Origin of the sequence: Caballeronia sp. LjRoot31 (assembly GCF_964253885.1) — a bacterium.
Lineage (GTDB): Bacteria > Pseudomonadota > Gammaproteobacteria > Burkholderiales > Burkholderiaceae > Caballeronia.
Map to the genome: position 1 here is coordinate 2,447,685 of NZ_CAXURX020000001.1, position 25,326 is coordinate 2,473,010.

Below are 25,326 nucleotides of genomic sequence, written 5' to 3' on the forward strand. Positions count from 1 at the left end.
CCACAACATGAACAAATCACACTGTCACCATGGCCACCCGAGGCCCTGCCGGCATGTGCTATGCTAGAATCCTAAGACTGCAAGACGTTTCTTAAGACGGCAAGACGTTTAGGTCCTTGAGCGTTCAGCTCACTTCTCCTCCCAAATTCTCTGTTGTACCTCTTCTCCCTGGCGGGAAATCCGTATGCATTTATCCGAGCTCAAGTCTCAGCACGTCTCCGCATTGATCGAAATGGCCAATGGCCTGGAGATCGAAAACGCCAATCGACTGCGCAAGCAGGAATTGATGTTCGCGATTCTTAAAAAGCGCGCCAAGACCGGCGACACGATCTTCGGCGACGGCACGCTCGAAGTATTACCTGACGGCTTCGGCTTCCTCCGCTCGCCCGAGACTTCGTATCTCGCCAGCACAGACGACATCTACATCAGCCCGTCGCAGATCCGGCGCTTCAATCTGCACACAGGCGACACCATCGAAGGTGAAGTGCGTACGCCGAAAGACGGCGAGCGCTACTTTGCACTGGTCAAGGTGGACAAGGTCAACGGCCAGGCGCCGGAAGCCTCGAAGCACAAGATCATGTTCGAGAACCTGACGCCGCTGCATCCGAACAAACCGATGCCGCTCGAGCGCGAAATGCGCGGTGAAGAGAACGTGACGGGCCGGATCATCGACATGATCTCGCCTATCGGCAAGGGTCAGCGCGGGTTGCTGGTGGCATCGCCGAAATCGGGCAAGACCGTGATGCTGCAGCACATTGCGCATGCGATCAAATCGAACCACCCGGACATCGTGCTGTTCGTGCTGCTGATCGACGAACGGCCTGAAGAAGTGACCGAAATGCAGCGCTCGGTGGTCGGCGAAGTGATTGCCTCCACCTTCGACGAACCCGCCGCGCGCCACGTGCAAGTCGCGGAAATGGTGATCGAAAAGGCCAAGCGCCTGGTCGAAATGAAGCACGACGTCGTGATTCTGCTCGACTCCATCACCCGTCTCGCACGCGCCTACAACACGGTTGTCCCGGCGTCGGGCAAGGTGCTCACCGGCGGTGTGGACGCCAACGCGCTGCAACGTCCGAAGCGCTTCTTCGGCGCGGCACGCAATATCGAGGAAGGCGGATCGCTGACCATCATCGGCACGGCGCTGATTGAAACCGGCAGCCGGATGGACGACGTGATCTACGAAGAGTTCAAGGGCACCGGCAACATGGAAGTGCATCTGGAACGCCGTCTCGCAGAAAAGCGCGTGTATCCGTCGATCAACCTGAACAAGTCGGGCACGCGTCGCGAAGAACTGCTGATCAAGCCGGACCTGCTGCAAAAAGTCTGGGTGCTGCGCAAGTTCATTCACGACATGGACGAAGTCGAGTCCATGGAGTTCCTGCTCGACAAAATCCGTCAAACCAAGAACAACGCTGAATTCTTCGATCTGATGCGCCGCGGCGGTAGTTAATTCAACATAGTTGATCCAACGCGCTGGTTCGAAACATGAAAGCCGCCCGCATTCGCGGGCGGCTTTTTTTCGTCTGCCGAAATGAGTGACACGATTGTAGACGTGAACGTTCACGTTCATGTTGGTCTATAATTTCGCGACATCATCATCCGCCGATAAACCCATCGGCCAGCACCATGTCCAGCGAACTGCTCACCGTACGGGACGCCGCCGAACGCCTCGGCGTCACCCCGCGCACGCTGAAATACTACGAAGAACGCGGTCTGCTTACGCCCAGCCGTAGCGAGGGGCGTTATCGGCTATACGACGAAAACGACCTCGAGCGCTTCGGGCGGATCCTGCGGCTGCGATCGCTGGGATTTTCGCTGCATGGCATTGTGGAAATGCTCAAGCGGCCGCTCGAAAAAACGGAAGCCGGTCAGAACCGCTATTCGCCGGATTCGCTGGCGGACATCCGCCAGGGTCTGCAGCAGCAACTCAATGCGATCGATAGCCGTATCGAATCCGTGCGCCGCGAGCTAAAAGAAGCGCAAGCGGTGCGCGCCGAACTGCGCCTTGACCTGGATTACGTGGAAGCGCGGCTCGCCGGTCAGCCTGCTGACGCGCTGCTTGAACGAAGATCGAAGGCGGGCGCGAAAGCCGGGAGCAAGAAGTAATGAGCGCGCGGGCGCCGGTGTTCACCGTCGAGCGGTTGCGCGGCGATTTTTTCCCGTGGGTCCTCGCGCTCGTGACCGGGCTGGATTACTTCGACAACGCCATCTTCTCGTTTTTCGCCAGCTACATTGCGGGCGGAATCAATGCGTCACCGGATGAACTCGTGTGGTCATCGAGTGCTTACGCAGTCGCCGCCGTGCTCGGAATTTTGCAGCAGCAGTGGTGGGTGGACCGCCTCGGGCACCGCCGATATGTGGCCGGCTGCATGTTGCTGTACGCGTGCGGCGCGATGATGTCGGCGCTCACCGAAACCTCGCTGCAACTGATGTTCACGCGCGGTTTGCAAGGCTATTTCATCGGTCCGATGATGGGCGCCTGCCGCATCCTGATCCAGGTGAGCTTTACGCCGCAAAAACGCTCCAGCGCAACGCGGGCATTCCTGATCCTGATTGTGGGCAGCAGCGCGGTTGCGCCCTTGCTTGGCGGCTGGCTGGTGTCGCATTTCGACTGGCGCGCGTTGTTCGCCTGCACCGCGCCCGCAGGGCTCGCGTTTGCCGTGCTGGCGATGCTCGCGCTGCCTGACTCCGGCAATGTGGTGCGAGAGGAACGTGGCGCGACAAGTTTCTGGCCGTATCTATTATTTGCATTCGCGCAGGGCGCGCTGCAGATCGTGATGCAACAAGTGCGCTTCGTGCACTTCAGCACCTCGCCCGCGCTCGTGCTGCTGACGGTCGCGGGTATCGGCGCCCTCGCCTGGTTTGCATGGCATCAATGGCATCATCCCGCACCGCTCGTGCGCCTCCACGCGCTGCGCCAACGCTCGTTTCAGGTCGGCCTCGTGCTGTACATGTTCTATTACTTCGAGTCGACGGGGTTCAGCTACCTGATCTCCCGATTCCTCGAACAGGGACTGGGTTATCCGGTCGAAAACACCGGCCGGCTGGTCGGCATTACCTCGCTGATATCGGGTTCCGCGCTGTTTCTGTATTTCAGGTATACGAAGTACGTGAAGCGCAAGAAATGGATCATCGTGCCGGGTTTTGCGATTGCGGCGCTGGTCGGCTGGCTGATGACGCGAATGTCGCCGGACGTGGCTCAAAGCGATCTCGTCCTGCCCATGCTGCTGCGTGGATGGTTGCTGCTTTTCATCGTATTGCCCGTCGCGAATCTGACGTTCAGGATTTTCGAGATCGAGGAGTTTACGCATGGCTACCGCCTGAAGAATATCGTGCGGCAGTTGACGCTCTCGTTTGCGACGGCGGCGGTGATTATCGTTGAACAGCATCGGGAAGCGCTGCATCAGTCGCGCCTCGCCGAAGCCGTGAATCCGTACAATCCGGAGTTTCAGAACGCCGCGAATGCGCTGGCGAACGGTTTTACCGCGGCAGGCCATTCAGCCGTCGATGCCCACGCGCTGGCTATAGCAACCATTGCCCGTACGGTCGCGCAACAGGCGAGTTTCCTGGCTTCGCTCGATGGCTTTTATTTCCTGATGGGCGTGGCGATTTGCGGCGGCGTATTCGCGCTCTGGCAGAAACAGATCGATTGAGCGTGCGAGCAATTCGAGAGAACATCGAGAGGACAAACACGGACCTCATGGCCAATTTCCTGACCCGGCTGATCAGCGGGAATCGTCGTGAAAGAGCGCTGCGCAAACACGCCATCAACGATACGCTCTGGCAAAACACGCTCGACCGCCTGCCGTTTTTCAGCCATCTCGACGACGCAGAACGCGCCCGGTTGCGCGAATGTACAACGTTGTTTATCGCGGAAAAGGAGTTTTCGACCGCCCACGATCTGACGCTCACCGACGCGATGATCGTCGCCATCGCGGCGCAGGCCTGCCTGCCCGTACTGAATCTGAGCCTGGAACTTTACCGCGGCTGGGTCGGCGTGATCGTGTATCCGGGCGAGTTCGTGATTCGCAAAACGGTCGAGGACGAGGCGGGCGTAGTGCACGAGATTGAACACGATGCAAGCGGCGAGGCATGGGAAGGCGGGCCGGTCGTGCTGTCGTGGGAAGACGCGCAGATGACCGATGGCGAGGACGCCTACAACGTGGTGATCCACGAGTTTGCACACAAGATCGACATGCTCAATGGCGAGGCGGACGGCCATCCGCCGCTCTTTCGACGCTGGCACGCGCCGCTCGATTCCAATGCCTGGAACGACGTCTTCGATCACGCCTACGACCATTTCTGCGCTCAGGTCGATGCCGTTCCCCCGCGCCGCTGGGGCCGGTTTGAGCGTGAATCGTTGATCGATCCCTACGCCGCCGACCATCCGTCGGAGTTTTTTGCGGTCTGCAGCGAGGCGCTGTTTGTGCAACCCGTGGCGTTCGAGCGTGAATATCCGGAGTTGTATCGCCTGCTTGCGCGATATTACCGGCAGGACCCGGCGGGCGTGGGCGCGCTGGCAGCCCTGGCCGCGCCGGGGCAGGAATGAACCCGATGCCTCAGTCCGGGTGCCCTGAAAACATGTCAAACGGCTGATTTTCTGGCATAATTGCCGCTTTTCGACCTCAGGCAAGTGGCTCGCGCTCGCAGGATCGGCTTGAAAAAATGCGCAAAACCCGCAAACCGGGTGGGCTGGCTACCAACAGATACCAAGGAAAGACCATGAAAGAAGGCATTCACCCGAATTACCGCGAAGTGCTGTTCGTCGACATGTCGAATGACTTCAAGTTCATCACACGTTCGACCATCAACACGCGCGAAACCGGCGAGTTCGAAGGCAAGACGTACCCGCTGGCAAAGATCGAAGTGTCGTCGGAATCGCATCCGTTCTACACCGGTAACCAAAAGATCATGGACACGGCCGGCCGCGTCGAGAAGTTCAACAAGAAGTTCGCAGCATTTTCGGCAAAGAAGTAACTAGTCGAGAAAGCAGCCAAGGCTGGATTCGAAAAAAGGCAGCGAAAGCTGCCTTTTTTTCGTCTGTGCGACCGTCTCTGCCCAGGCATCGGGGCAATCTGGAGCCAATCGGGCGAACTCGCCCCGTCAAACCCCCACGCAAATAAGCACCGCAATGACGCGCGCGACGCCGCCCGTCTACAATGCCGGATTCGGTAAAAATCGCACGACCCGCCAAGGCACGAGATTCGCGTGTCATGCACGACCCAAGCGCCGCCGCATTGCTTCATCCGCGCTCCATCAGTTTCGTTCCATCGCCCAAACGCATGCGAAATGTCGTCCGTCTGACCGCCTCCGCCACCAACGCCCTGCCGCGCTGGCTGCTGCTCGCCATTTGTATCATCTACGCGTCGTTTGGACTGTTCGGCCGCGACCCATGGAAAAACGAGGACGCAGCGGGCTTCGGCGTGATGTGGACAATGGCCAACGGCAGCGTGAAAGACTGGCTGCTGCCGAATCTGGTCGGCAAGGCGCTCACCGGAGACGGCCCGTTCATGTACTGGTTCGGCGCGGGTTTTATCCGCCTGCTGAGCCCGTGGGTCGATGCAAGCAATGCATCGCGCGTGGTAACGGGATTACTGTTTTGTATCGCCTGCGCGTTCGTCTGGTACACGGCGTATCTACTTGGCCGGCGCGACGAGGCACAACCGTTCAAATACGCCTTTGGCGGTGAGCCCGAGCCGCGCGACTACGGCCGCACACTCGCCGACGGCGCGCTGCTGATCTTGCTCGCGTGCTTCGGCCTGGCGGAGCGCGGCCACGAAACCACGCCCCAGCTTGCTCAGTTCGCCGGCACCGCCATGCTGCTCTACGGCCTCGTGCGCAGTTGCGACAAGCCGATCCAGGGCGCGCTCATCTGGGGCGCGGCTATTGGCTTCGTGGGTTTGTCGAGCAGCCCGGTGCTGGTGCTGGCACTGCTGATCTGCACGCTGGCCATGACTGTCATCGTGCGCGAGGTGCGGCCGTTCTATCTGGTTGTGCTCGGGGTGCCCGTCGCGGTCATCCTGATCGGCGCATGGGTGTGGCCGGTGCTGCACTTCTATCCGGACGACGGCGAATGGTGGCTGCGACAATGGTGGCGTAACAGCTTCGACTCGTTTTCCGGTTCGCCAATCCAGGCGCTCTCCTACGCCCTCAAGAACCTGCCGCTCTTCACGTGGCCCGCGTGGCCGCTCGCTATCTGGACCTTTGTGAGCTGGAGCGGACTGCGCCGCTCGCCACACGTGGCTGTGCCGCTATCGGTGATCGGGCCGCTGCTGGTGCTGGTGATCCTGCAAAGTCATCAGTCGAACCGCCTGTTCATGCTGTTGCTGCCGCCGTTGTCCGTGCTGGCCACGTTCGCGCTGCCTACGCTCAAGCGCGGGGCGATCAACGCCATCGACTGGTTCGCCATGTTGAGTTTCACCCTGCTCGCCACGTTCGTCTGGCTTGTCTGGACCGCGGGCCTGTTTAGTTTCCCCGCGCCGCTCGCGCGCAATCTCGCGCGTCTCGCGCCGGGTTTCCAGCCCGAATTCAAGATCCTGTCGTTCGTGTGCGCGGTCGCCGTGACGATATGCTGGTTTTCGCTCGCGCGCTGGCGTCTCGCACGTCATCCGAAGGTGCTGTGGCGCAGCGTCGTGCTGTCGAGTGCGGGAACCACGCTGATGTGGGTGCTGCTGATGACGCTGTGGTTGCCGGTGGTGAACTACAGCCGGACGTATCGCGACGTGGCCGAACAGATTGCCGATCATCTGCCGCCTGACTACACCTGTATTTCCCCGGTGCGTCTGGGCGATGCGCAGATTTCGACCTTCGCGTATTTCGGCGGCATGCATTTCGCCTTCGATGAAGACTGCGACGTCATCCTGCGCCAGGACACGCAAGATTACGGCGAACCGTCGTCGATCTCGCCGTTCGAGTGGAAGCTCGTGTGGGAAGGCCGGCGCGTGGCCGACCGGGACGAACGGTTCCGGCTGTATGTGCGCATCGAGCGGCCGGTGGCGCCGGTCAAGCGGGTGCGACCGAAGTCGCTGCATCGCGGAAGCGACTGATCATGTGGCCGGACGTCCGCAAGATCGTGGCCCTGGCGTGGCCGGTGCTGATCGGGCAGTTGGCGATCATCGCGTTTGCTGTGATCGATACCGCCATGGTCGGACGCTATTCCGCGACGGATCTTGCAGCACTCGGCCTGGGTTCGTCGATATACATTTCCGTCTATATCGGCTTGACCGGCATTCTGACGGCGTTGCAGCCCATCGCCGGACAATTGTTCGGTGCGCGGCACGAAGCCGAGATTGGCGAGGAAGTCCGGCAGGCGTTATGGCTGGCGGCGGTGTTATCGGTGATCGGCTTTGTCTGCCTGTATTTCCCGCAGCCTCTTCTGAGAATCGCCGATACACCCCCCGCCCTGCACGATCGCACCCTCGCCTATTTGCGCATCCTTTCTTTTGGACTGCCCGCGGGTCTCGCGTTTCGTGTCTATAGCTCGCTCACGAACGCCGTCGGCAAACCACGCCTGGTCATGTTTCTGCAAATCGGCGCGCTGATGCTGAAGGTCCCGCTCAACCTGTGGTTCATCTTCGGCGGTTTCGGCGTGCCGGCGCTGGGTGGTCCGGGCTGTGCCATTGCCAGCACGATCATCAACTGGATCATAGCCATTGTCGGCATAACGGTGCTTCTGCGTGTCGAGTTCTTCCGGCCGTTCGGCGTGTTTTCGCGCTTTTGCTGGCCCGTCTGGCAGCGTCAAAAGGCGTTGCTCAAACTCGGCATTCCGATGGGGTTGTCGTATCTGATCGAAGTGACGTCATACACCTTCATGGCGTTGTTCATCTCGCACTTTGGCACGACCACGCTGGCTGGACATCAGATCACCGGCAACATTGGCGCGGTGCTTTATATGACGCCGCTGTCCATTGGCGTGGCGTCCGCGACCCTTGTCTCGCAAGCACTCGGCGCTCAACGTTTCGATGCCGCCCGTTCGCTCGCCCGCCACGGCATTACGTTGTCGTGCGGTATTGCGTGCGTGTACGGCGCGGCGCTGTTTGCACTGCGACCGTACTTGCTTGAGGCCTACACGCCTGACAGCCAGGTGATCGCGGCGGCCATGCCGCTGCTGGCCATTGTGGCGTTCTATCATTTTTTCGATGCCCTCCAGATCACCACGGCTTTCGTGTTGCGCGCCTACAAGGTGGCGGTCGTACCCACGGTGATCTACGCGGTTGCGCTGTGGGGTATCGGGCTGGGCGGCGGGTACGTGCTCGGGTTCGACGTGGGCGGTTTTACGCCGGCATGGCTGCAAGGCGCACGCGGGTTCTGGGTAGCGAACTCGCTAAGCCTGGGCGTGGCCGGCGTAGGACTGTTTCTCTACTGGCGTCGGATCAGCACGCGGCACATTCCAAACGATCGCGTCCGCGCAGGGGCCGAGCCGGTTTAGGTTCAACCGCCGCAACCGCGCACTCGATGCAATCAGTTCACATCGTCTTGTCATAAAATGAAAACAATTGGCAAGGATGACGTAACATTCCGGTAAAATCGCCAGCGTTTTGGTCACCCTGGAATGAGTGCGATGATCCGCGTCATAAAAAAACAACGTTGGCCGCTGGCAACGCTTGCCGCCCTCTTCTTGCTCGCAGTGGGCTTCCTGGGCGCCACGCATCGCGCGGACGCTGCCCGCACGGTGAGCGTATCGCCACAAGGCAAGGTGACGCAGGTGCGCCAGGTGGTCGTCAAGTTCGACGAAGCCATGATCGCGTTCGGAGACCCCGCAGCCAAAGCCCCGGCTCAGGTGCATTGCAGCGGGGGAGCATCGGCGGGTTCCGCTCATTGGATCGACGATAAAACCTGGGCCTTCGACTTCGGACAAGACCTCACGCCCGGCATGCGCTGCTCAGTCGCGCTGGAAGACGGGCTCAAATCCACCTCGGGCAACGCACTCACCGGTCCACGCCAGTTCCGCTTCGAAACCGGCGGCCCGTTTGTCACGCAAGTCATGCCCGGCGACGGCGAGATAGAAGAAAACCAGATCTTCGTGTTGCGCCTGAATGGCCCCGCTACGGAAGCGTCCGCGTTGCAGGACATCTGGTGCGAATCGAATGGGTTGGGTAACCGGATTCCCGTCAAAACCGTCGACGCCAACGTACGCGCCGACCTCCTCAAACATTTCCGCCTCGAAAAAGACAGCGCACGCGTGCTCACGCTCGCCTGCCAGCAAACCCTGCCGTCCGCGACGAAAATGCAACTCGTGTACGGCGCGGGCGTAGCGGGCCCGAGCGGCCTCGCGAACGATGTGGAGAAGCGCTTCGACTTCGATGTCCGCGAACCCTTCACCGCCAGTTTTTCCTGCGAACGCGAAAACGCGAAAGCACCCTGCACGCCCTTGCGCCCGCTGCGCATCCGCTTCAGCTCGCCCGTGCCGCGTGTGGATGCCCAACAAATCACTCTGCACGGCCCGGGCGGCAAGACCTCGCCCCAGTTCGATCCCGATGAAAAGGACAACGACATCACCAGCGTCCAGTTCGCGGCGCCGTTGCCCGAACACGCGGATTTATCGATAGAACTGCCTGCCGGACTCAAGGATTCCAGTGGCCGCGTGCTGTCGAACGCGGACCTCTTCCCGCTGAAGACATCAACGGCGCCCATGCCGCCGCTTGCCAAGTTTTCATCGTCGACGTTCGGGATCATCGAGCGCTTCGCCGAGCCGAACATGCCCGCCATGTTGCCCGTTACGCTACGCCACGTGGAGGCCGACCTGAAAGTGAACGGGCTCAACGCGGGTTCATCGAGTGTGACGAAACTGCGTGTGGATGCCGACACCGAGATCCGTCGATGGATGAAAACCGTCGATCGTTTCGACGGCTTTTCAATGTCCGTCTCGCAGATCAAAGAGGAGATGCCGCAGGCGCTGAGCAACGGCATCAAGCCCGTCTACGCGCAGAACAGCACGGCGAAAGATCCGCTAATCGATATCCGCTCGCTGTCGTTGCTGGCGAAACAACCGGGCGTTGAAACCCTGAGCGTGCCGCAGGCTGATCCGAAGTCGCTGCGGCCTTTTGAAGTGGTCGGCATTCCGCTCCCGAAACCCGGGTTCTATGTGGTCGAACTGGCGTCGCCGGCACTGGGTGCGTCATTGCTCGGCAAACCGCAAGCCATGTATGTGCGTACCTCGGTGCTTGTGACCAACCTTGGCGTTCACTTTAAACAAGGCCGCGAAAACAGCATCGTCTGGGTGACCGCGCTCGATAGCGGCAAACCCGTGCCGAACGCGCAAGTGCGCGTCACGGATTGCAATGGCGATCAGATCGCCGTCGCCAAGACCGATCTTCATGGCATTGCGACGATCGGCAAGCCCTTGGCATCGGCGCGCTCTTGCGATGAAAACAGCCTCGACTATTCGGGCTTTTTCGTCTCGGCGCGTGTCGATGATCCGAAGACTGGCCCGGACATGGCGTTCGTGCGCTCGGACTGGAATCGCGGGATTGAGTCGTGGCGTTTCAACGTCCCGACCGATATGAGCCGCGATCAAACCACGCGCGCCACGACCGTGTTCGACCGGACATTGTTGCGCGCCGGCGAAACGGTATCGATGAAACATTTGATGCGCGAAGAAACGCTGAGCGGTTTTGCGTTTCCCTCGCATTTACCTTCGCGTGTGACGATCCGTCATGAGGGCAGCGGCCAGACATACCATCTTCCGCTCAAATGGGCGGCCGACCGGAGCGCCGATTCCACCTTCCCGATTCCGGCCGCCGCGAAGCTCGGCGAATACAGCGTGACGCTGGATGACGGCTCGGCCAACTCGGATGCCGACAGCGACGACGCCGGGTCAGGGCACATGAGCATCGAAACCGGCAATTTCCGCGTGGAGGAATTCCGCCTTCCGGTGTTCAAGGGATCGATCGGCATTCGCGATCAGAAGACCGGCGCGCTGGTGGCCGCGACCACGGCGCCGCTGGCGGTACAGATTGAATATGTGTCGGGCGGACCGGCATCGAATCTGCCGGTGCAAGTGTCGGCGTTGATGAAAGACACGTCACCGGCTTTTGCTTCGCAGTTCGAATCGTTTAGCTTCGCGCCGTACAAGAAGCCCACCGATGACGGCGCCAGCGCGCCCGCAACCGAAGGCGAGGACGACAACAGCAACGCGCAGGAAGATACGTCCACGGCCAAGCTTATCGCCGATAAAACCGCGTTGACGCTCGACCGCAATGGCACGGGGACCCTCACGCTGAAGTCGCTGCCCTTGGTGGAAGCACCGAAGCAGCTTGCGCTGGAAGCGACCTTCGCGGACCCGAACGGCGAGATCCAGACGCTGCGCGGCAGCGCCACGCTCTGGCCTGCCGCTGTTGCCGCCGGCATCAAGGCGGGTGACTGGGTATCGGTCGGCAACGCAGTGCCGGTGCAGGCGCTCGCGGTCGACTTGCAAGGCAAACCGCGAGCGGGCGTTGCGCTGGAAATCCGCGGCGTTGCACGGACCATGACAAGCTCGCGCAAGCGCATGGTCGGCGGTTTTTATGCCTACGATAACCACACGGAAACCAAGGACCTCGGCACGCTATGCAGCGGCAAAAGCGATGACCACGGCCTGCTTTCCTGCGAAGCAAAACTGAAGGAAGCAGGCAATGTCGACCTGATTGCCATTGCCAAGGATGGTGACGGACGTGTGGCGAACGCGACCACGTCGGTCTGGGTCACGCGTGAAGATCAACTCTGGTTCGGCGGCGAAAACACGGACCGGATCGACGTGCTGCCTGAAAAAACAAGCTACGAACCCGGCGAAACAGCCCGCTTCCAGGTGCGCATGCCATTCCGCTTCGCGACCGCGCTGGTGGCGGTGGAGCGTGAAGGTATCGTGGAAACGAAGGTCGTGGAACTCGATGGCAAGAACCCGACCGTCGAGCTGAAAGTGCAGGAGTCGTGGGGGCCGAACGTGTATGTCTCCGTGCTCGCGATCCGCGGGCGGATTCACGAAGTCCCGTGGTATTCGTTCTTCACGTGGGGCTGGAAATCGCCGCTCGATTGGGTGCACGCGTTCTGGTACGAAGGGCGGCAATATGAAGCGCCTACCCCGCTGGTCGATTTGTCGAAGCCTGCGTTCCGTTACGGGCTCGGCGAGATCAAGGTCGGAACGGCGTCGCACAAGCTCGGCGTGACGGTCACGCCGGATGCGAAGTCGTATGCCGTGCGTTCGAAGGCGCATGTGAAGGTCCGCGTGACGCTGCCGAACGGCAAACCCGCGCCGGCCGGCACGCAAATCGCGCTCGCCGCCGTCGATGAAGCCCTGCTCGAACTGATGCCGAATCAAAGCTGGAACGTGCTCGACGCCATGCTGCAACGGCGCGCGTATGGCGTGGAGACATCGACGGCGCAGATGGAGATCATCGGACGCCGTCACTTCGGGCGTAAAGCCGTGCCCGCGGGCGGTGGCGGCGGACACAGCGCGACGCGCGAGCTGTTCGACACGCTCTTGCTCTGGAACCCGCGCGTGACACTCGATGCGAACGGCGAAGCAACGGTGGATGTCCCGCTCAACGACGCGTTGACGAGCTTTCGCATTGTCGCGATCGGGGCGGTGGGCGCGGGTCAATTCGGTACCGGCAGTGCATCGATACGCAGCACGCAGGATCTGCAATTGATCTCGGGCCTGCCGCCGCTCGTGCGTGTAGGAGACCAGTTCCGCGCGTTGTTTACGCTGCGCAATACGACCGCACGGACGATGCAGGTTGTCGTGACGCCGCGTGTTCCTACGCTCGATCTCCCCGCGCAGAACGTGACACTGGCGCCGGATTCGTCGCAGGAGATCTCGTGGGACGTGAAGACGCCGGATGCCATCGGCATGGCGGCTACGGGCGCGTTGAACTGGGAGGTCAGCGCGGTGGAACAAGGCGGTCCGAAAGCCGCCGATGCCGTCAAACTCACCCAACGCGTAGTGGCCGCGATTCTCGTGACCGTGCAGCAAGCAACGATCACCCAGGTCGACGGTACATTCGCGTTGCCTGTGGCGCCGCCGGAGACCGCGGTGGCATCGGCTGATGGACAAATTCGCGGCGGCATTGCCGTGACGTTGCAGCCGAAACTCGCCGATGGCCTGCCGGGTGTGCGACGCTGGTTCGAACGTTATCCGTATAGCTGTCTCGAGCAGCAAACGTCGCGTGCGCTGGGTCTCGATGACCTCACGCAATGGCAGACGGTGATCGCGCGGATGCCCTCATACCTGGATAGCGACGGGCTCGCCAACTACTTCCCGCCCTCGGACGATTCGCGGCCTTATGGCAGTCCGGCGTTGTCGGCCTACCTGCTCGCGGTCAGCGATGAAGCATCGAAAGCGGATCCCCGCTTCGCGCTGCCCGACGACCTGCGCGACAAACTCGCAGGCGCGCTGACCAACTTCGTGGAAGGCAAGATCGAGCGGAAATTCTGGTCGCCGCGTCAGGATCTGGACTTCGTGAAACTCTCGGCGATTGAGGCTTTATCGCGTTACGGGCTGGCCGCGCCCCGCATGCTCGGCTCGATCACCATCGCGCCGAATCAATGGCCGACGTCCGCGCTGCTCGATTACTACTCGATCCTTTCGCGTGTCGATGGCATCGCGCAACGCGACGACCAACGCGCTCAGGTCGAGCAGATTTTACGGGCGCGCCTGACGTATTCGGGCACGCGCCTCACCTTCTCCACCGCCGCCGACGACGACCTCTACTGGCTCATGACCGGCCCCGAATCGAACGCGGCGCGCACTGCATTGATCTTCGCCGATAACCCCGCGTGGAAGGATGAAATGCCGCGCCTGATCGGCGGTTTGCTCGCGTTGCAGACGAACGGCGCGTGGCAAACCACGACGTCGAACCTGTGGGGCAAGCTCGCCGTGCAGCGCTTTTCCAAGGTGTTCGAAAGCACGCCGGTCAGCGGTCAAACGCGCATTGCGCTGGGCACGACGGAGAAAGCCATCGCATGGAACGCGCCGGCCTCGCCTGCGAATCCTCGCAACGTGACGTTGCCGTGGGCATCCGGCACGCTGAACCTGACGCAAGAAGGCAGCGGCAAACCGTGGGCGACCATCGAGAGCCTCGCGGCCGTCGCGTTGAAAGCGCCGTTCGCGGCGGGGTATCGGATCACGAAAACCATCACGCCGATCGAACCGGCGGTCAAAGGCACGCTCTCGCGTGGTGACATCGTGCGGGTGCATCTCGACATCGATGCCCAAAGCGATATGACATGGGTCGTCGTCAATGATCCAATTCCGGCGGGTGCGACGATCCTCGGTTCGGGCCTCGGCCGCGACTCGGAAGTGGCGACCGAAGGCGAAAAGAGCCCGCAAGGCGCTTGGCCGGCGTTTGTCGAGCGTGGTTTTGATGGATATCGCGCGTATTACGACTATCTGCCGAAGGGGAAATTGCAGGTGGAATACACCGTCCGGCTAAACAACGCGGGCACGTTCGGGTTGCCGCCTACGCGCGTGGAAGCGCTCTACGCGCCCTCCGTATTCGGTGCGATTCCCAACGCAACAATGGTCGTCGCGCCACTGGCCGCGGCCAAATAACGCGATGAAACGCGCCGCCCTCGCCCTTGTCTGTTGCGTGCTTGCCAGCCCGGCAAATGCGCTGCCGACCTTTGACGAAGTGCGCTCGGGCTGGCGCAGTTCCGACTGGGTGCTGCTCGCCCGCGACGGCGAGCCGCTGCAGCGCACACGCATCGATACAACCGAGCGGCGCGGCGACTGGGTCGAGTTGCAGGATGTATCGCCGGCGTTGCGCGAGGCTATTGTCGTGTCGGAGGACAAGCGGTTCTACGAGCACAGCGGCGTGGATTGGCGTGGCGCTGCGGCCGCCGCCTGGGCGAATCTGTGGAACACGCGTACGCGCGGCGCGTCGACGGTGACCATGCAACTGACCGGTCTGATCGATGAAGATCGCCGGCCGGGACGCCGCTCGATTGGCGAGAAAGCGACGCAGACGGTCGGCGCGTTATGGCTCGATCACGCCTGGCGCAAGGACCAGATTCTCGAGGCCTATCTCAACCTCGTGCCGTTTCGCGGTGAGATCGTGGGCTTGTCCGCGTTGTCGCAGACGTTGTTCGGCAAACTTCCGTCCGGGCTGAACGAGCGTGAAGCCGCGCTCACGGCCGCGCTGGTGCGTGCGCCGAATGCGAATTACGCGAAGGTATCGGCTCGGGCATGCGGCATTTTGCGGGACATGAATCGGGCGCGGCCATCGGCGACGGACCCTTGCGCGAACCTCGACAGCTACGTGCAATTGACACTCACGCGCACCGCGTCCGCCTCGCCGCAGTCCTCGGATTACGACGCGCTCGCACCGCACTTCGCGCGACGTGTGGCCGGCGAAGTACATCCTGCAGCGGGCGCGCGTGTCCAGTCCACGCTCGACGCCTCGCTGCAGCGCTTCGCCCGCGACTCGCTCGCGCGTACCTTGCTCGAACTCAACTCGCGCGCACATCAGCGCAACGTGCACGACGGCGCCGCGATCGTTATCGATAACCGCAGCGGCGAGATTCTCGCGTGGGTCGGCTCGGCGGGAGGGTTGTCGAACGCACCGGAAGTCGATGCCGTCGTCGCCTTGCGCCAGGCTGGCTCGACGCTCAAGCCGTTCCTGTACGCTCAGGCTATCGACGAAAAACGCCTCACGCCGGCCTCTCTACTCGATGACGCCCCGCTCGATCTCGCCACCGGCGGCGGCCTGTATATCCCGCAAAACTACGATCACGATTTCAAGGGCTGGGTGAGCATGCGCACGGCACTGGGGTCGTCGCTGAACGTGCCGGCCGTGCGCACGCTGGTGATGGTTACGCCGCACCGGTTCGCGAAAACGCTGGTGTCGCTCGGTCTACCGCTCACGCAAGCAGGCGATTACTACGGCTTCAGTCTTGCGCTCGGCAGCGCTGACGTGACGCTCGCGACACTCACGAACGCGTATCGGACGCTTGCGAACGGCGGTGTCACGGGGCCAATGTCCGACTTGCCGGCACATGCCCTCGCTACATCCGGCACACGCGTTTTCAGCCCGCAAGCCAGTTTTATCGTGACGAATATCCTCGCCGATAACAACGCGCGCACGCGCACCTTCGGCTTCGACAGCGTCCTCGCCACGCGCTTTTTCAGCGCCGTTAAGACCGGCACGAGCAAGGACATGCGCGATAACTGGGCGGTCGGCTACACGTCGCGCTATACGGTCGGCGTGTGGGTGGGCAACGCGGACGGTGCACCGATGTGGGACGTCTCCGGCGTCACGGGCGCCGCGCCCGTGTGGGCCGCGCTGGTGAATTACCTGCATCGGCGCACACCAAGCCGGCCGCCCATCGCGCCGTCGGGCGTGGTGCGCACGCAGATTGTTTATCAAAACGATATCGAGCCGGCGCGCGAGGACTGGTTCCTGAGCGGCATGCAAATGTCGCGGATCGCGTTGTCGGCGAATGCCGAAGGCTCGGCCGTACGCAACGGCACGGCCCGGATCACCTCTCCCACCGACGGCACTATTTTCGCGCTCGATCCCGATATTCCCGCCGCGCGCCAGCGGGTCTGGTTCGAGAGCGCGCAAAGCGCACCGGCGGGCAGCGTGTGGCGGCTGGACGGCAAATTGGCCGGCCCTTCAACTAGCATGTCACGCATGGCATGGCTGCCGTGGCCGGGGCATCACACACTGGAACTGGTCGACCGCCAGGGCGTGGTGGTCGATTCCGTGAAATTCGAAGTACGCGGCGCGTTTGCGAAAATCAAGACAAAAGGTTAATGAGGATCAAACTCGATGAATCAGACCCGAAGAATCAAATCCGGGATAGCGTCGATTTCGACAAGCGTATATGCGCGAAACGTTAAATCTGAACCGACCTGCCCCCATCCGCCATGAGTCTGGTGATAATCGCTAGATAGAATCGAAACCGGAGAGTGGATTGGGCACAACCGGCAAAATAATAGCCGGCAATGTTGTAAAAAATAATCCCGCCCGCACCGGATGGACCTCGCTGCCATTATGCTGACCCGCATTTTGTCCTATGCTAGTTGGGCTTTCTGGCCAGGCTTCCAGTAAGGCCGACATCGATTCCTCCTTTTGTTTTTCAACCTGGAGCACTTGTCATGCTTAAGAAGCTGTTGATGCTGTGTCTGGCCCTTGCGTTGTCGATAGGCGCCGCGTTCGCGGCCGTCGACGTGAATACGGCGGATCAAACCTCGCTTGAAGCGGTAAAGGGGCTTGGGCCGGTGAAGTCGAAGGCGATCATCGACGAACGGACGAAGAACGGCCCGTTCAAAGATGCCGACGATCTCGCCAACCGAGTGAAAGGACTCGGCACGAAGTCCGTGACGAATCTGGAGCAGGCCGGACTGACGGTTGGCGGTTCATCCGCACCGCCGACCGGGACAAAGGCCAGCAAGACGCCGGCCGCCACCAACGCAGGCACTGCCGCGCCCGCCAAATCGACGGTGAAGTCGTCCACGGCTGCAACGGCCGCCACGTCACCCGCCGCGACCACGGCCACGACGCCCGCAGTGACGCCGGCAACGACGGCTACAACGGCAGACGCGGCTTCTGCCACCAAGGGCAAGAAGGGTAAAAAAGCCAAGGCCAGTGCGGCGGCTAGTTCGAGTACGGCGACAACAGCAACAGCCGATGCAGCCTCGGGCGCGAGTGGCGCCAAGGCGTCGAAGAAGTCCAAGAAAAAGAAAGCCGCGAGCGACGCGGCAGCAACCTGAGGACGGCGACGCACTTCGGCGCCGAATTCCGGGCGTGGAATGGTCATCGCGCGCAGTTCGAATTCAAGCCGCCCAGGTCGCCTTGCAGCAGAAACACTTCGGCCATCCTTCACGGGACGGCATGTTTTCCGGCCGGCACAGGCAAACCAGCATGACGCCGGACGGTATCTAACCAGCATCGTTTTCAAGTGAGACAGCCATGAGCCTACTCGATACCCTCGCCTCTTCTTTCGGCAATTCGTCTCAAGGTGGCGGCGCGCAGTCCGGCCTAGTCGCCATTGCGATGGAGTTCGTCAACAACCAGCCCGGTGGCCTGACCGGCTTGATTCAGCGTTTCCATGAAAATGGCGCGGGCGACATCGTCTCGTCGTGGGTCGGCAACGGCGAAAACAAGCCCATCAGCTCGGACACCGTGACCAACGTGCTCGGTTCGGATGCGGTCAGCCAAATGGCGCAGAAAGCTGGCCTGTCCGGCGACCAGGTGTCCGGCATTTTGGCTTCGGTGTTGCCGCATCTCGTGAACCACGCAACGCCGGACGGCCAAGTGCCGGCGAACGGCCAGCTCGACGTGAGCAGCTTGCTGGGATCGCTCGGCGGGATTGGCGGTCTGGCAGGCTTGCTCGGCGGCAAGAGCGAGGAACCGAAGGCGTAAACGTTGTTGGCCTGATTTTTGGGCACTAGTAAAAAAGGGGCAACGGATCACTCCGTTGCCCCTTTTTGTTGGAACGAATGACGCCCGGCCGACTTCGCCCGGCGCCTTCAACCCGCGTCTTAATGCACGACGCGATCGAATACCAGCTCGCCATCCCGCATATCGACGGGGATCACGTCCTTCGGTCCAAACTTGCCGGCGAGGATCAGCTTCGCGACCGGGTTCTCGATCTGCTGCTGGATCGCGCGCTTCAACGGCCGTGCGCCAAACACCGGGTCGTAACCCACCTTGCCGATGTGTTCCAGCGCGGCGTCAGACACGTCGAGTTGCATCTCCAGCTTCGCGAGCCGCTCATGCAGCCGCTGCAACTGGATCTTCGCGATCATCTGGATGTTCTCGCGGTCGAGCGAATGGAACACCACGACGTCGTCAATCCGGTTCAGGAATTCCGGCCGGAAGTGCAGCTTGACCTCCTCCCAGACCGCTTCCTTCACCGCTTCGTGCGGCTCGCCGACCATCGCCTGGATCACGTGCGAGCCGAGATTCGACGTCATGACGATCACCGTGTTCTTGAAGTCCACGGTGCGCCCTTGCCCGTCGGTCATGCGGCCGTCGTCGAGCACTTGCAGCAGCACGTTGAACACGTCCGGATGCGCCTTCTCGATTTCATCGAGCAGGATCACGCTGTAGGGCTTGCGCCGCACCAGCTCGGTCAGGTAACCGCCTTCCTCATAACCGACATAACCCGGCGGCGCGCCAATCAAGCGCGCGACACTGTGCTTCTCCATGAACTCGCTCATGTCGATACGGATCATGTGATCTTCAGAATCGAACAGGAACGAGGCGAGCGCCTTGCACAACTCGGTCTTGCCCACGCCCGTCGGCCCAAGGAACAGGAACGAACCATACGGACGATTCGGATCCGACAACCCCGCGCGTGACCGCCGGATAGCATCGGCCACCGCGCCGATCGCTTCATCCTGACCCACCACGCGGTCATGCAGCTTGCCTTCGATCTGCAGCAGTTTCTCGCGCTCGCCCTGCATCATCCGCGACACGGGAATGCCGGTGGAACGCGACACTACTTCCGCGATTTCCTCGGCGCCCACTTGCGTGCGCAACAAGCGCGGCCGCGTCGGGTTGCTTTGCTCCGCGGTCTCGGACTGCGTGACCTGCTTCAGTTGCGTTTCGAGTCCAGGCAACTTGCCGTACTGCAATTCGGCAACCTTCTCGAGCTTGCCTTCACGCTGCAAACGCACGATGTCCGCCCGCACTTTCTCGATCTCTTCCTTCAGCGTCGCGCTGCCCTGCACGGCGGCTTTCTCCGCCATCCAGATTTCCTCGAGGTCGGAATACTCGCGACCCAGACGCTCGATTTCTTCCTCGATCAACTGCAAGCGCTTCTGCGATGCCTCGTCCTTTTCCTTCTTGACGGCTTCGCGCTCGATCTTCAACTGGATCAAACGACGATCGAGCCGATCCATCTCTTCGGGCTTCGAATCGATTTCCATCTTGACCCTGGACGCAGCTTCGTCGATCAGGTCGATGGCTTTATCGGGGAGAAAACGGTCCGTGATATAGCGATGTGACAATTCCGCCGCCGCGACAATAGCCGGATCGGTGATTTCCACGCCGTGATGCAGTTCATACCGTTCCTTCAAGCCGCGCAGGATCGCGATGGTCGCTTCCACCGACGGTTCATCGACCAGCACCTTCTGGAACCGGCGCTCGAGCGCTGCGTCCTTTTCGATGTACTTGCGATACTCGTCCAGCGTGGTCGCGCCGATGCAATGCAGCTCGCCGCGCGAGAGCGCCGGCTTCAGCATGTTGCCCGCATCCATGGCGCCTTCGGCTTTACCGGCGCCGACCATGGTATGGATTTCGTCGATGAAAACGATGGTCTGGCCTTCGTCCTTGGCAATATCGCTGAGCACGGATTTCAGCCGCTCTTCGAATTCCCCGCGATACTTGGCGCCGGCCAACAGCGCGGCCATATCGAGCGACAACACGCGCTTGCTCTTGAGCGATTCCGGCACCTCGCCGTTCACGATCCGCTGCGCGAGACCTTCCACAATGGCGGTCTTGCCCACGCCCGGCTCACCAATCAGCACCGGGTTGTTCTTCGTCCGGCGTTGCAGGATCTGGATTGAACGACGAATTTCATCGTCCCGGCCGATCACCGGATCGAGCTTGCCCGCGCGAGCGCGTTCGGTCAGATCAACCGTGTATTTCTTCAGCGCGCCGCGCTGGCTTTCGGCGTCCTGGCTATTCACCTGGCCGCCGCCGCGAACCGAATTGATCGCCGCTTCGAGCGCCTTGCGCGTGAGGCCGTGCTGCTTGGCGATACGGCCGGCTTCGCCCTTGTCATCGGCGATGGCGAGCAGGTACATCTCGCTTGCGATGAACGTGTCGTTGAGCTTTTGCGCCTCTTTGTCGGCGCTGTTCAGCAAGCCGGCGAGATCGCGGCTGACCTGGACGTTGCCGTCCGTGCCCTGGACTTGCGGCAGGCGCGTCATGGCGTCCTTGAGCGCGGTTTGCAGCGCCTGGACCTGCACGCCCGCCTGCGACAGCAGTGAGCGCGCCGAACCGTCCTGCTGCGCAATCAGCGCGGCAAGCAAGTGAACCGGTTCGATATATTGATTGTCATTGCCGACGGCGAGACTCTGCGCGTCGGCCAGTGCTTCCTGGAACTTCGTGGTTAGCTTGTCGATTCTCATATTGAGACCTCCAAATCGGGATGTGTTCAAAATGAGGCGTGATCCGGCACTTTCAAGCGCTCCACTGCCCAAAAATCGCACTTTTCTGCAAAATGCCGATTGACGCGATTGATGGTGCCGAGCGGTTGGTAGCGCTCGTAATGCGCAAAAACGTCGAGTCGGGGGAACAACGTCGTTGGCGTCCGTCGAGCGTGGGCGTCTGGGACCATTGTGATCGGATCGCGATGGCGGTGGACTGATCCAGATCGAAGAACCAGCACGGGCTGCGCCTGGAATACGCGTGCGTCAGGAAGGTCAGTCAGGCACATCAGTCACTTCAATTACCAGTCGCTTCAATTACATAAGGCAGCTCAGTCAGCTATCTCCGGCGATACGACCGATGCCCGCCGCTGCCGGCATTAAACGCACGATGCCGAGCACGCTCGCCAGCTCATCAGCGGGCGACGCCAGATCGCCGACCGTATGCTGATCGAGTTCCGCGAGGAACGCATCGCGCGCGGCGGCGAACACCCCGCGCAGGCGGCAATGGGACTGGATCACGCAGTGCCGGTGAGCTTCGCTTTCATCGGCGAAACAGCCGACTATCGAAAAATCGTTCTCCGTCTTGCGCACGACCTCGCCGATGCTCAGCAACGGTGTGCGAGGATCGAGCCTCAGGCCGCCGTTACGGCCGCGCACGGTTTCCACCCAGCCCAGTTCCCCGAGCCGCTGCACCACCTTCATGAGATGGTTCTTGGAGATCCCGTAGGCGTCGGAGATCTCCTGGATGGTCGACAGCCCCTCGGACCGGACGGCCAGATAGAGCATGACGCGCAACGAATAGTCGGTGTAATCGGTCAGTCGCATGGGTGTTCGCGTAGTTCGCGTAATCAGTCGCATGAGCCGATCGCTTGGGTCACGTCGGTCCGCAGCGGAGTAAAAGCTTCAATCGCTCGGATACAGGGTGTGGCGGCAGGCGGCACGGATAGTCAGGGATGCGCTCGATCTGCACCAGGCCGTGCGCGCGCAGCCCAATCCGCTCATCCTCGCCGCGCAACGCCGGCAATATGGCCACGGCCGCTGCGGCCAGCCGCCGCTTGCGCCACCCACTGCATCACGATTAAACGTCGATTATCATGGACGCAGTCAGCCGGATGTCAATCAAACGTCATTTTGCTCATTTGCCGCGCGTACCGGTCGAACTGATCGGCCATCACTGATGGGCTTGGCTTATCGGCCAGAACTCTCTGGCCCCATTTACGGATGGCTCATATAACCGTGTTGGGTTCATGAGCCTGCTTTATAGGGTCACTTGCCGCTCGTAAGCCCACTTATAAGCCCATTCGTAAGCGCATTCGGCGATAGATTCGTACTTTATCCCGCCCGAGTCAAATTTCCACGGCGCGTGGCATCTTATTAATATCCGGTGGGTCGGAATTACATGCGCGGATTCGAGAGCCATTGTCAACCTCGTCAGCCAGACTAAATCCCCACTGAATCCTGTCATCGAATCTTATGAGCAAGCCCCTGATTGAGCCCTCCAGCAAGGCAGACATACCACCGGCGCCATTCGTGCGCATCGCGGAACCCGACGAAACCAATATCCGCGAACTGGTCGACGCGTTCTACCGGCGTGTGGACGATGACCTGCTGCTTGGCCCGATCTTCGCCCGCGAACTCGCTGGGCGCTGGGACGCGCATCTGGCGAAGATGACGACGTTCTGGTCGAGCCTCGTGCTGGGAACGAAGGGATATAGGGGCAACGTTCAAGATGCGCACCGGCCTCTTGGCGATATTGAACCCCAGCACTTCGCCCGCTGGCTCACGCTTTTCCTCGATACCGTCGACACCCGCTACGAGCCCGCCGCAGCCATGCAGTTCATGGAACCGGCGCTGCGCATTGCGCAAAGCCTGCAACTGAGCAAATTCGGCTGGGACTATGCCATTCCGGACGCGCAGCTTGCATTGATGGCGTCACTCAAGCGCCTGCGAACAGGCCGCAGCGAGAACGAGTCGTCGACGGAATTGCCCGAGCGCAGCCACGGCGAACCCTTTCCAGTCAGGCTGTCGGGTGTTGAAAACATCGAATTACGCGACCGGTCAAGCGACGCATAAGCGCGAACTCCCGATCCACCTGCCACACAACAGGCAAACAGCCGAACGGAGCGCGGTCGCGGCCACTTGCTGCCAGTTGCTTACGCCCCCGCCCCTTTTGGCGACTCCAGATTCCATCGTGTCAGCGCGGCGTCGTCGGATTCACGGGCATCGACCCATTTCTCACCGTGTTCCGTCTTTTCCTTCTTCCAGAACGGCGCCTGCGTTTTCAGATAATCCATCACGAACGCACACGATTCGAACGCTTGCGCCCGGTGCATGGCGGTTGTCACAACCAGCACGATCTGGTCGAGCGGCAAGAGTTTTCCCACGCGATGGACGATCAGCACATCCGAACCCGGCCAGCGTTCCCGAGCCTGCGCAGCGATTGCCTCCAGTGCCTTTTCGGTCATGCCTGGATAGTGTTCCAGCTCCATTGCCTGAACGGTTTGGCCCTCGTTCAAATCCCGCACCGTGCCTACAAAACACGCCACCGCGCCTACCTTGGGATTGTCCGCGCGCAGCGCGGCAACTTCCGTGCTCAGATCGAAATCGGCTTCCTGCACGCGTACCCGGGTCATCTCAGCCTCCCGTGACTGGCGGGAAAAACGCGACTTCGCAGCCTTCCGTGATACGTCGCGACGGGTCCGTCATTTCGTGGTTGCACGCCATGCGCAACGAGCGGCCCTCGGCGAGCGTTTCCGCCCATTCACCGCCGCGCATGCGCAGCCAGGCGCGCACGTCGCCGACGCTGGACACGCTGTCCGGCACATCCACGCTCTCGTTCGCCACGCCGAGCGCTTCGCGCACGCTGGCAAAAAACCGTAATTCGACTTTCATGATTGCCTTCGACGCAAATCAACGCATCAGTTCTGAAAACGGGATAAACCGCACGGTCTCGCCGGCCTGGATAGCATGATTCGGTGGGTTATCGATCAGACCGTCGCCCCAGACCGTGGATGTCATTACGGCCGAACTTTGATTCCCGAAGATCTCCAGCCCGCCCGCTTCGTTCACCCGGGCACGCAGGAATTCGTTGCGCCGGTCGCCCTTTTTCTGCGAGAAATCGGCGCGCATGGCATACACGCGCGGTTCAACCGCCTCGACGCCCGCCAGCCGCAGGATAAATGGGCGTACGAACAGCAGGAACGTGCAGAAACTGGAGACCGGATTCCCCGGCAAGCCGATAAAAAACGCCTCGCCGCCGTTTTTATCGGCAGGTTGATCCACCGGCCCGCGCCGCACCGCGCCGAACGCGAGCGGCTTGCCGGGTTTCATCGCGATCTGCCACATGGAAATGCGCCCTTCGGCTTCCACAGCCGGTTTCACATGATCTTCCTCGCCAACCGACACGCCTCCGCACGTGAGGATCATGTCGTGATCACGTGCCGCGCGCCGCAGGGTTTCGCGGGTTGCGTCCAGACGGTCAGGCACGATACCGAGGTCGGTCACGTCGCAACCCAGTTCACCAAGCAACGCACGCAGCGTGAAACGATTCGAGTTGTAGATCGCGCCGGGGCGTAACGGCTCGCCGGGCATGGTGAGTTCGTCGCCGGTAAAAAACACCGCCACGTGCACTTTGCGCACCACGTCGAGCGCAGCGCTACCCACCGATGCCGCGAGCCCCAGCGCCTGCGGCGTAAGCCGCGTGCCGGCGGGGAGAATCACCGAGCCGCGACGGATATCGGCACCTTGCTGGGTGATCCATTCGCCCTCCGGCGGCACCTGCGAGAACGTTGCGCCAGCGTTGTCGGCGCGAACCATTTCCTGCATCACGATGGCGTCCGCACCCGGCGGCACGGTGGCGCCGGTGAAGATGCGCGCGACCGTGCCGGCCGCCAGCGGCTCGGCCGCCTGGCCAGCCGGCACACGCTGCGACACGGGCAGCGTCACAGCGCTCGCATCAGACGCGCCGGCGAGATCCGCGGCCCGCACCGCGTAGCCGTCCATGGAACTGGTGCGCATGGGCGGGACGTCGAGCGGCGACACGACCGCTGTGGCCAGCACGCGCCCGAGCGCTTCGAAGGTATCGACGGTTTGCGCGCCGTCCACCCGGCGCGCGGCCGCCAGCAAGGTAGCGAGTGCGTCGGCGGTGGACAGCATTGGCGGGCGTGGAGCGGCGGGCGTGGTGGACATCGTCGGGAGATTTGTATTGGCCGTGAAATGGCGGAATGGTGAAATGGGCAGCGCTAAAA

Annotated in this window: 18 protein-coding genes; 12 read left to right on the forward strand and 6 right to left on the reverse strand. The window is 61.5% G+C overall.

Annotation, left to right across the window (positions count from 1 at the left end; genetic code table 11):
- Positions 1–184: 184 nt before the first annotated feature.
- From rho to pbpC, 9 genes are all read left to right on the forward strand, one after another.
- Positions 185–1,450, forward strand: a complete 1,266-nt coding sequence (gene rho, locus ACSQ8V_RS10810; RefSeq protein ID WP_031356444.1) for a transcription termination factor Rho — start codon at positions 185–187, stop codon at positions 1,448–1,450.
- A 176-nt stretch (positions 1,451–1,626) separates the two neighbouring features.
- Entirely contained in the window at positions 1,627–2,106 is a 480-nt protein-coding gene (locus ACSQ8V_RS10815) for a MerR family transcriptional regulator (RefSeq protein ID WP_436205715.1), read from the forward strand.
- Entirely contained in the window at positions 2,106–3,653 is a 1,548-nt protein-coding gene (locus ACSQ8V_RS10820; RefSeq protein ID WP_436205716.1) for an MFS transporter, read from the forward strand. Before ACSQ8V_RS10815 ends, ACSQ8V_RS10820 begins: the two co-directional genes overlap by 1 nt.
- A 47-nt stretch (positions 3,654–3,700) precedes the next feature.
- Entirely contained in the window at positions 3,701–4,549 is an 849-nt protein-coding gene (locus tag ACSQ8V_RS10825) for a zinc-dependent peptidase (protein WP_436205717.1), read from the forward strand.
- Between the two features lie 173 nt (positions 4,550–4,722).
- The gene (locus ACSQ8V_RS10830; RefSeq protein ID WP_031356448.1) at positions 4,723–4,977 is read left to right on the forward strand and encodes a type B 50S ribosomal protein L31; all 255 of its coding nucleotides are present in this window, start codon (positions 4,723–4,725) and stop codon (positions 4,975–4,977) included.
- 305 nt (positions 4,978–5,282) lie between these two features.
- Positions 5,283–7,046, forward strand: coding sequence for an ArnT family glycosyltransferase (locus ACSQ8V_RS10835; protein WP_213761879.1), 1,764 nt, complete (start codon positions 5,283–5,285; stop codon positions 7,044–7,046).
- Positions 7,047–7,048: 2 nt separating this feature from the next.
- Complete coding sequence (locus ACSQ8V_RS10840; protein ID WP_436205718.1) at positions 7,049–8,428, forward strand: MATE family efflux transporter; 1,380 nt, start codon at positions 7,049–7,051, stop codon at positions 8,426–8,428.
- Between the two features lie 132 nt (positions 8,429–8,560).
- On the forward strand, positions 8,561–14,527 hold the full coding sequence (locus tag ACSQ8V_RS10845) for an MG2 domain-containing protein (protein ID WP_436205719.1): 5,967 nt from the start codon (positions 8,561–8,563) through the stop codon (positions 14,525–14,527).
- A 4-nt stretch (positions 14,528–14,531) separates the two neighbouring features.
- The gene (gene pbpC / locus ACSQ8V_RS10850) at positions 14,532–16,730 is read left to right on the forward strand and encodes a penicillin-binding protein 1C (protein ID WP_436205720.1); all 2,199 of its coding nucleotides are present in this window, start codon (positions 14,532–14,534) and stop codon (positions 16,728–16,730) included.
- 132 nt (positions 16,731–16,862) lie between these two features.
- On the opposite strand, the gene ACSQ8V_RS10855 is transcribed toward pbpC, so the two are convergent.
- Positions 16,863–17,036, reverse strand: coding sequence for a hypothetical protein (locus ACSQ8V_RS10855; RefSeq protein WP_213761539.1), 174 nt, complete (start codon positions 17,034–17,036; stop codon positions 16,863–16,865).
- 38 nt (positions 17,037–17,074) lie between these two features.
- Between ACSQ8V_RS10855 and ACSQ8V_RS10860 the strand changes: the two genes are divergently transcribed.
- Positions 17,075–17,689, forward strand: a complete 615-nt coding sequence (locus ACSQ8V_RS10860) for a ComEA family DNA-binding protein (protein WP_213761540.1) — start codon at positions 17,075–17,077, stop codon at positions 17,687–17,689.
- A gap of 199 nt (positions 17,690–17,888) precedes the next feature.
- Positions 17,889–18,341, forward strand: a complete 453-nt coding sequence (locus tag ACSQ8V_RS10865) for a YidB family protein (protein WP_213761541.1) — start codon at positions 17,889–17,891, stop codon at positions 18,339–18,341.
- 119 nt (positions 18,342–18,460) lie between these two features.
- Here ACSQ8V_RS10865 and clpB read toward each other — a convergent pair whose 3' ends face one another.
- Positions 18,461–21,058 carry an ATP-dependent chaperone ClpB gene (gene clpB, locus ACSQ8V_RS10870; protein ID WP_213761542.1) on the reverse strand — a complete coding sequence of 866 codons (2,598 nt, stop codon included), beginning with the start codon at positions 21,056–21,058 and terminating at the stop codon, positions 18,461–18,463.
- Positions 21,059–21,412: 354 nt separating this feature from the next.
- Positions 21,413–21,904: an Rrf2 family transcriptional regulator gene (locus ACSQ8V_RS10875; RefSeq protein ID WP_213761543.1), complete on the reverse strand. Its 492-nt coding sequence runs from the start codon at positions 21,902–21,904 to the stop codon at positions 21,413–21,415.
- 648 nt (positions 21,905–22,552) lie between these two features.
- Between ACSQ8V_RS10875 and ACSQ8V_RS10880 the strand changes: the two genes are divergently transcribed.
- A complete protein-coding gene (locus ACSQ8V_RS10880) occupies positions 22,553–23,152 on the forward strand; it encodes a group III truncated hemoglobin (RefSeq protein WP_436205721.1) in 600 nt (199 codons plus the stop codon).
- Positions 23,153–23,232: 80 nt separating this feature from the next.
- On the opposite strand, the gene moaE is transcribed toward ACSQ8V_RS10880, so the two are convergent.
- Genes moaE through ACSQ8V_RS10895 form a run of 3 tightly spaced genes read right to left on the reverse strand, consistent with a single transcriptional unit; the run spans position 23,233 to position 25,234 of the window.
- Positions 23,233–23,712, reverse strand: coding sequence for a molybdopterin synthase catalytic subunit MoaE (moaE, locus tag ACSQ8V_RS10885; protein ID WP_436205722.1), 480 nt, complete (start codon positions 23,710–23,712; stop codon positions 23,233–23,235).
- Position 23,713: 1 nt separating this feature from the next.
- Positions 23,714–23,971 (reverse strand): molybdopterin converting factor subunit 1, encoded by a 258-nt coding sequence (gene moaD, locus ACSQ8V_RS10890; protein ID WP_213761546.1) that lies wholly within the window; start codon positions 23,969–23,971, stop codon positions 23,714–23,716.
- 18 nt (positions 23,972–23,989) lie between these two features.
- The gene (locus ACSQ8V_RS10895; protein ID WP_213761880.1) at positions 23,990–25,234 is read right to left on the reverse strand and encodes a molybdopterin molybdotransferase MoeA; all 1,245 of its coding nucleotides are present in this window, start codon (positions 25,232–25,234) and stop codon (positions 23,990–23,992) included.
- Positions 25,235–25,326 lie beyond the last annotated feature (92 nt).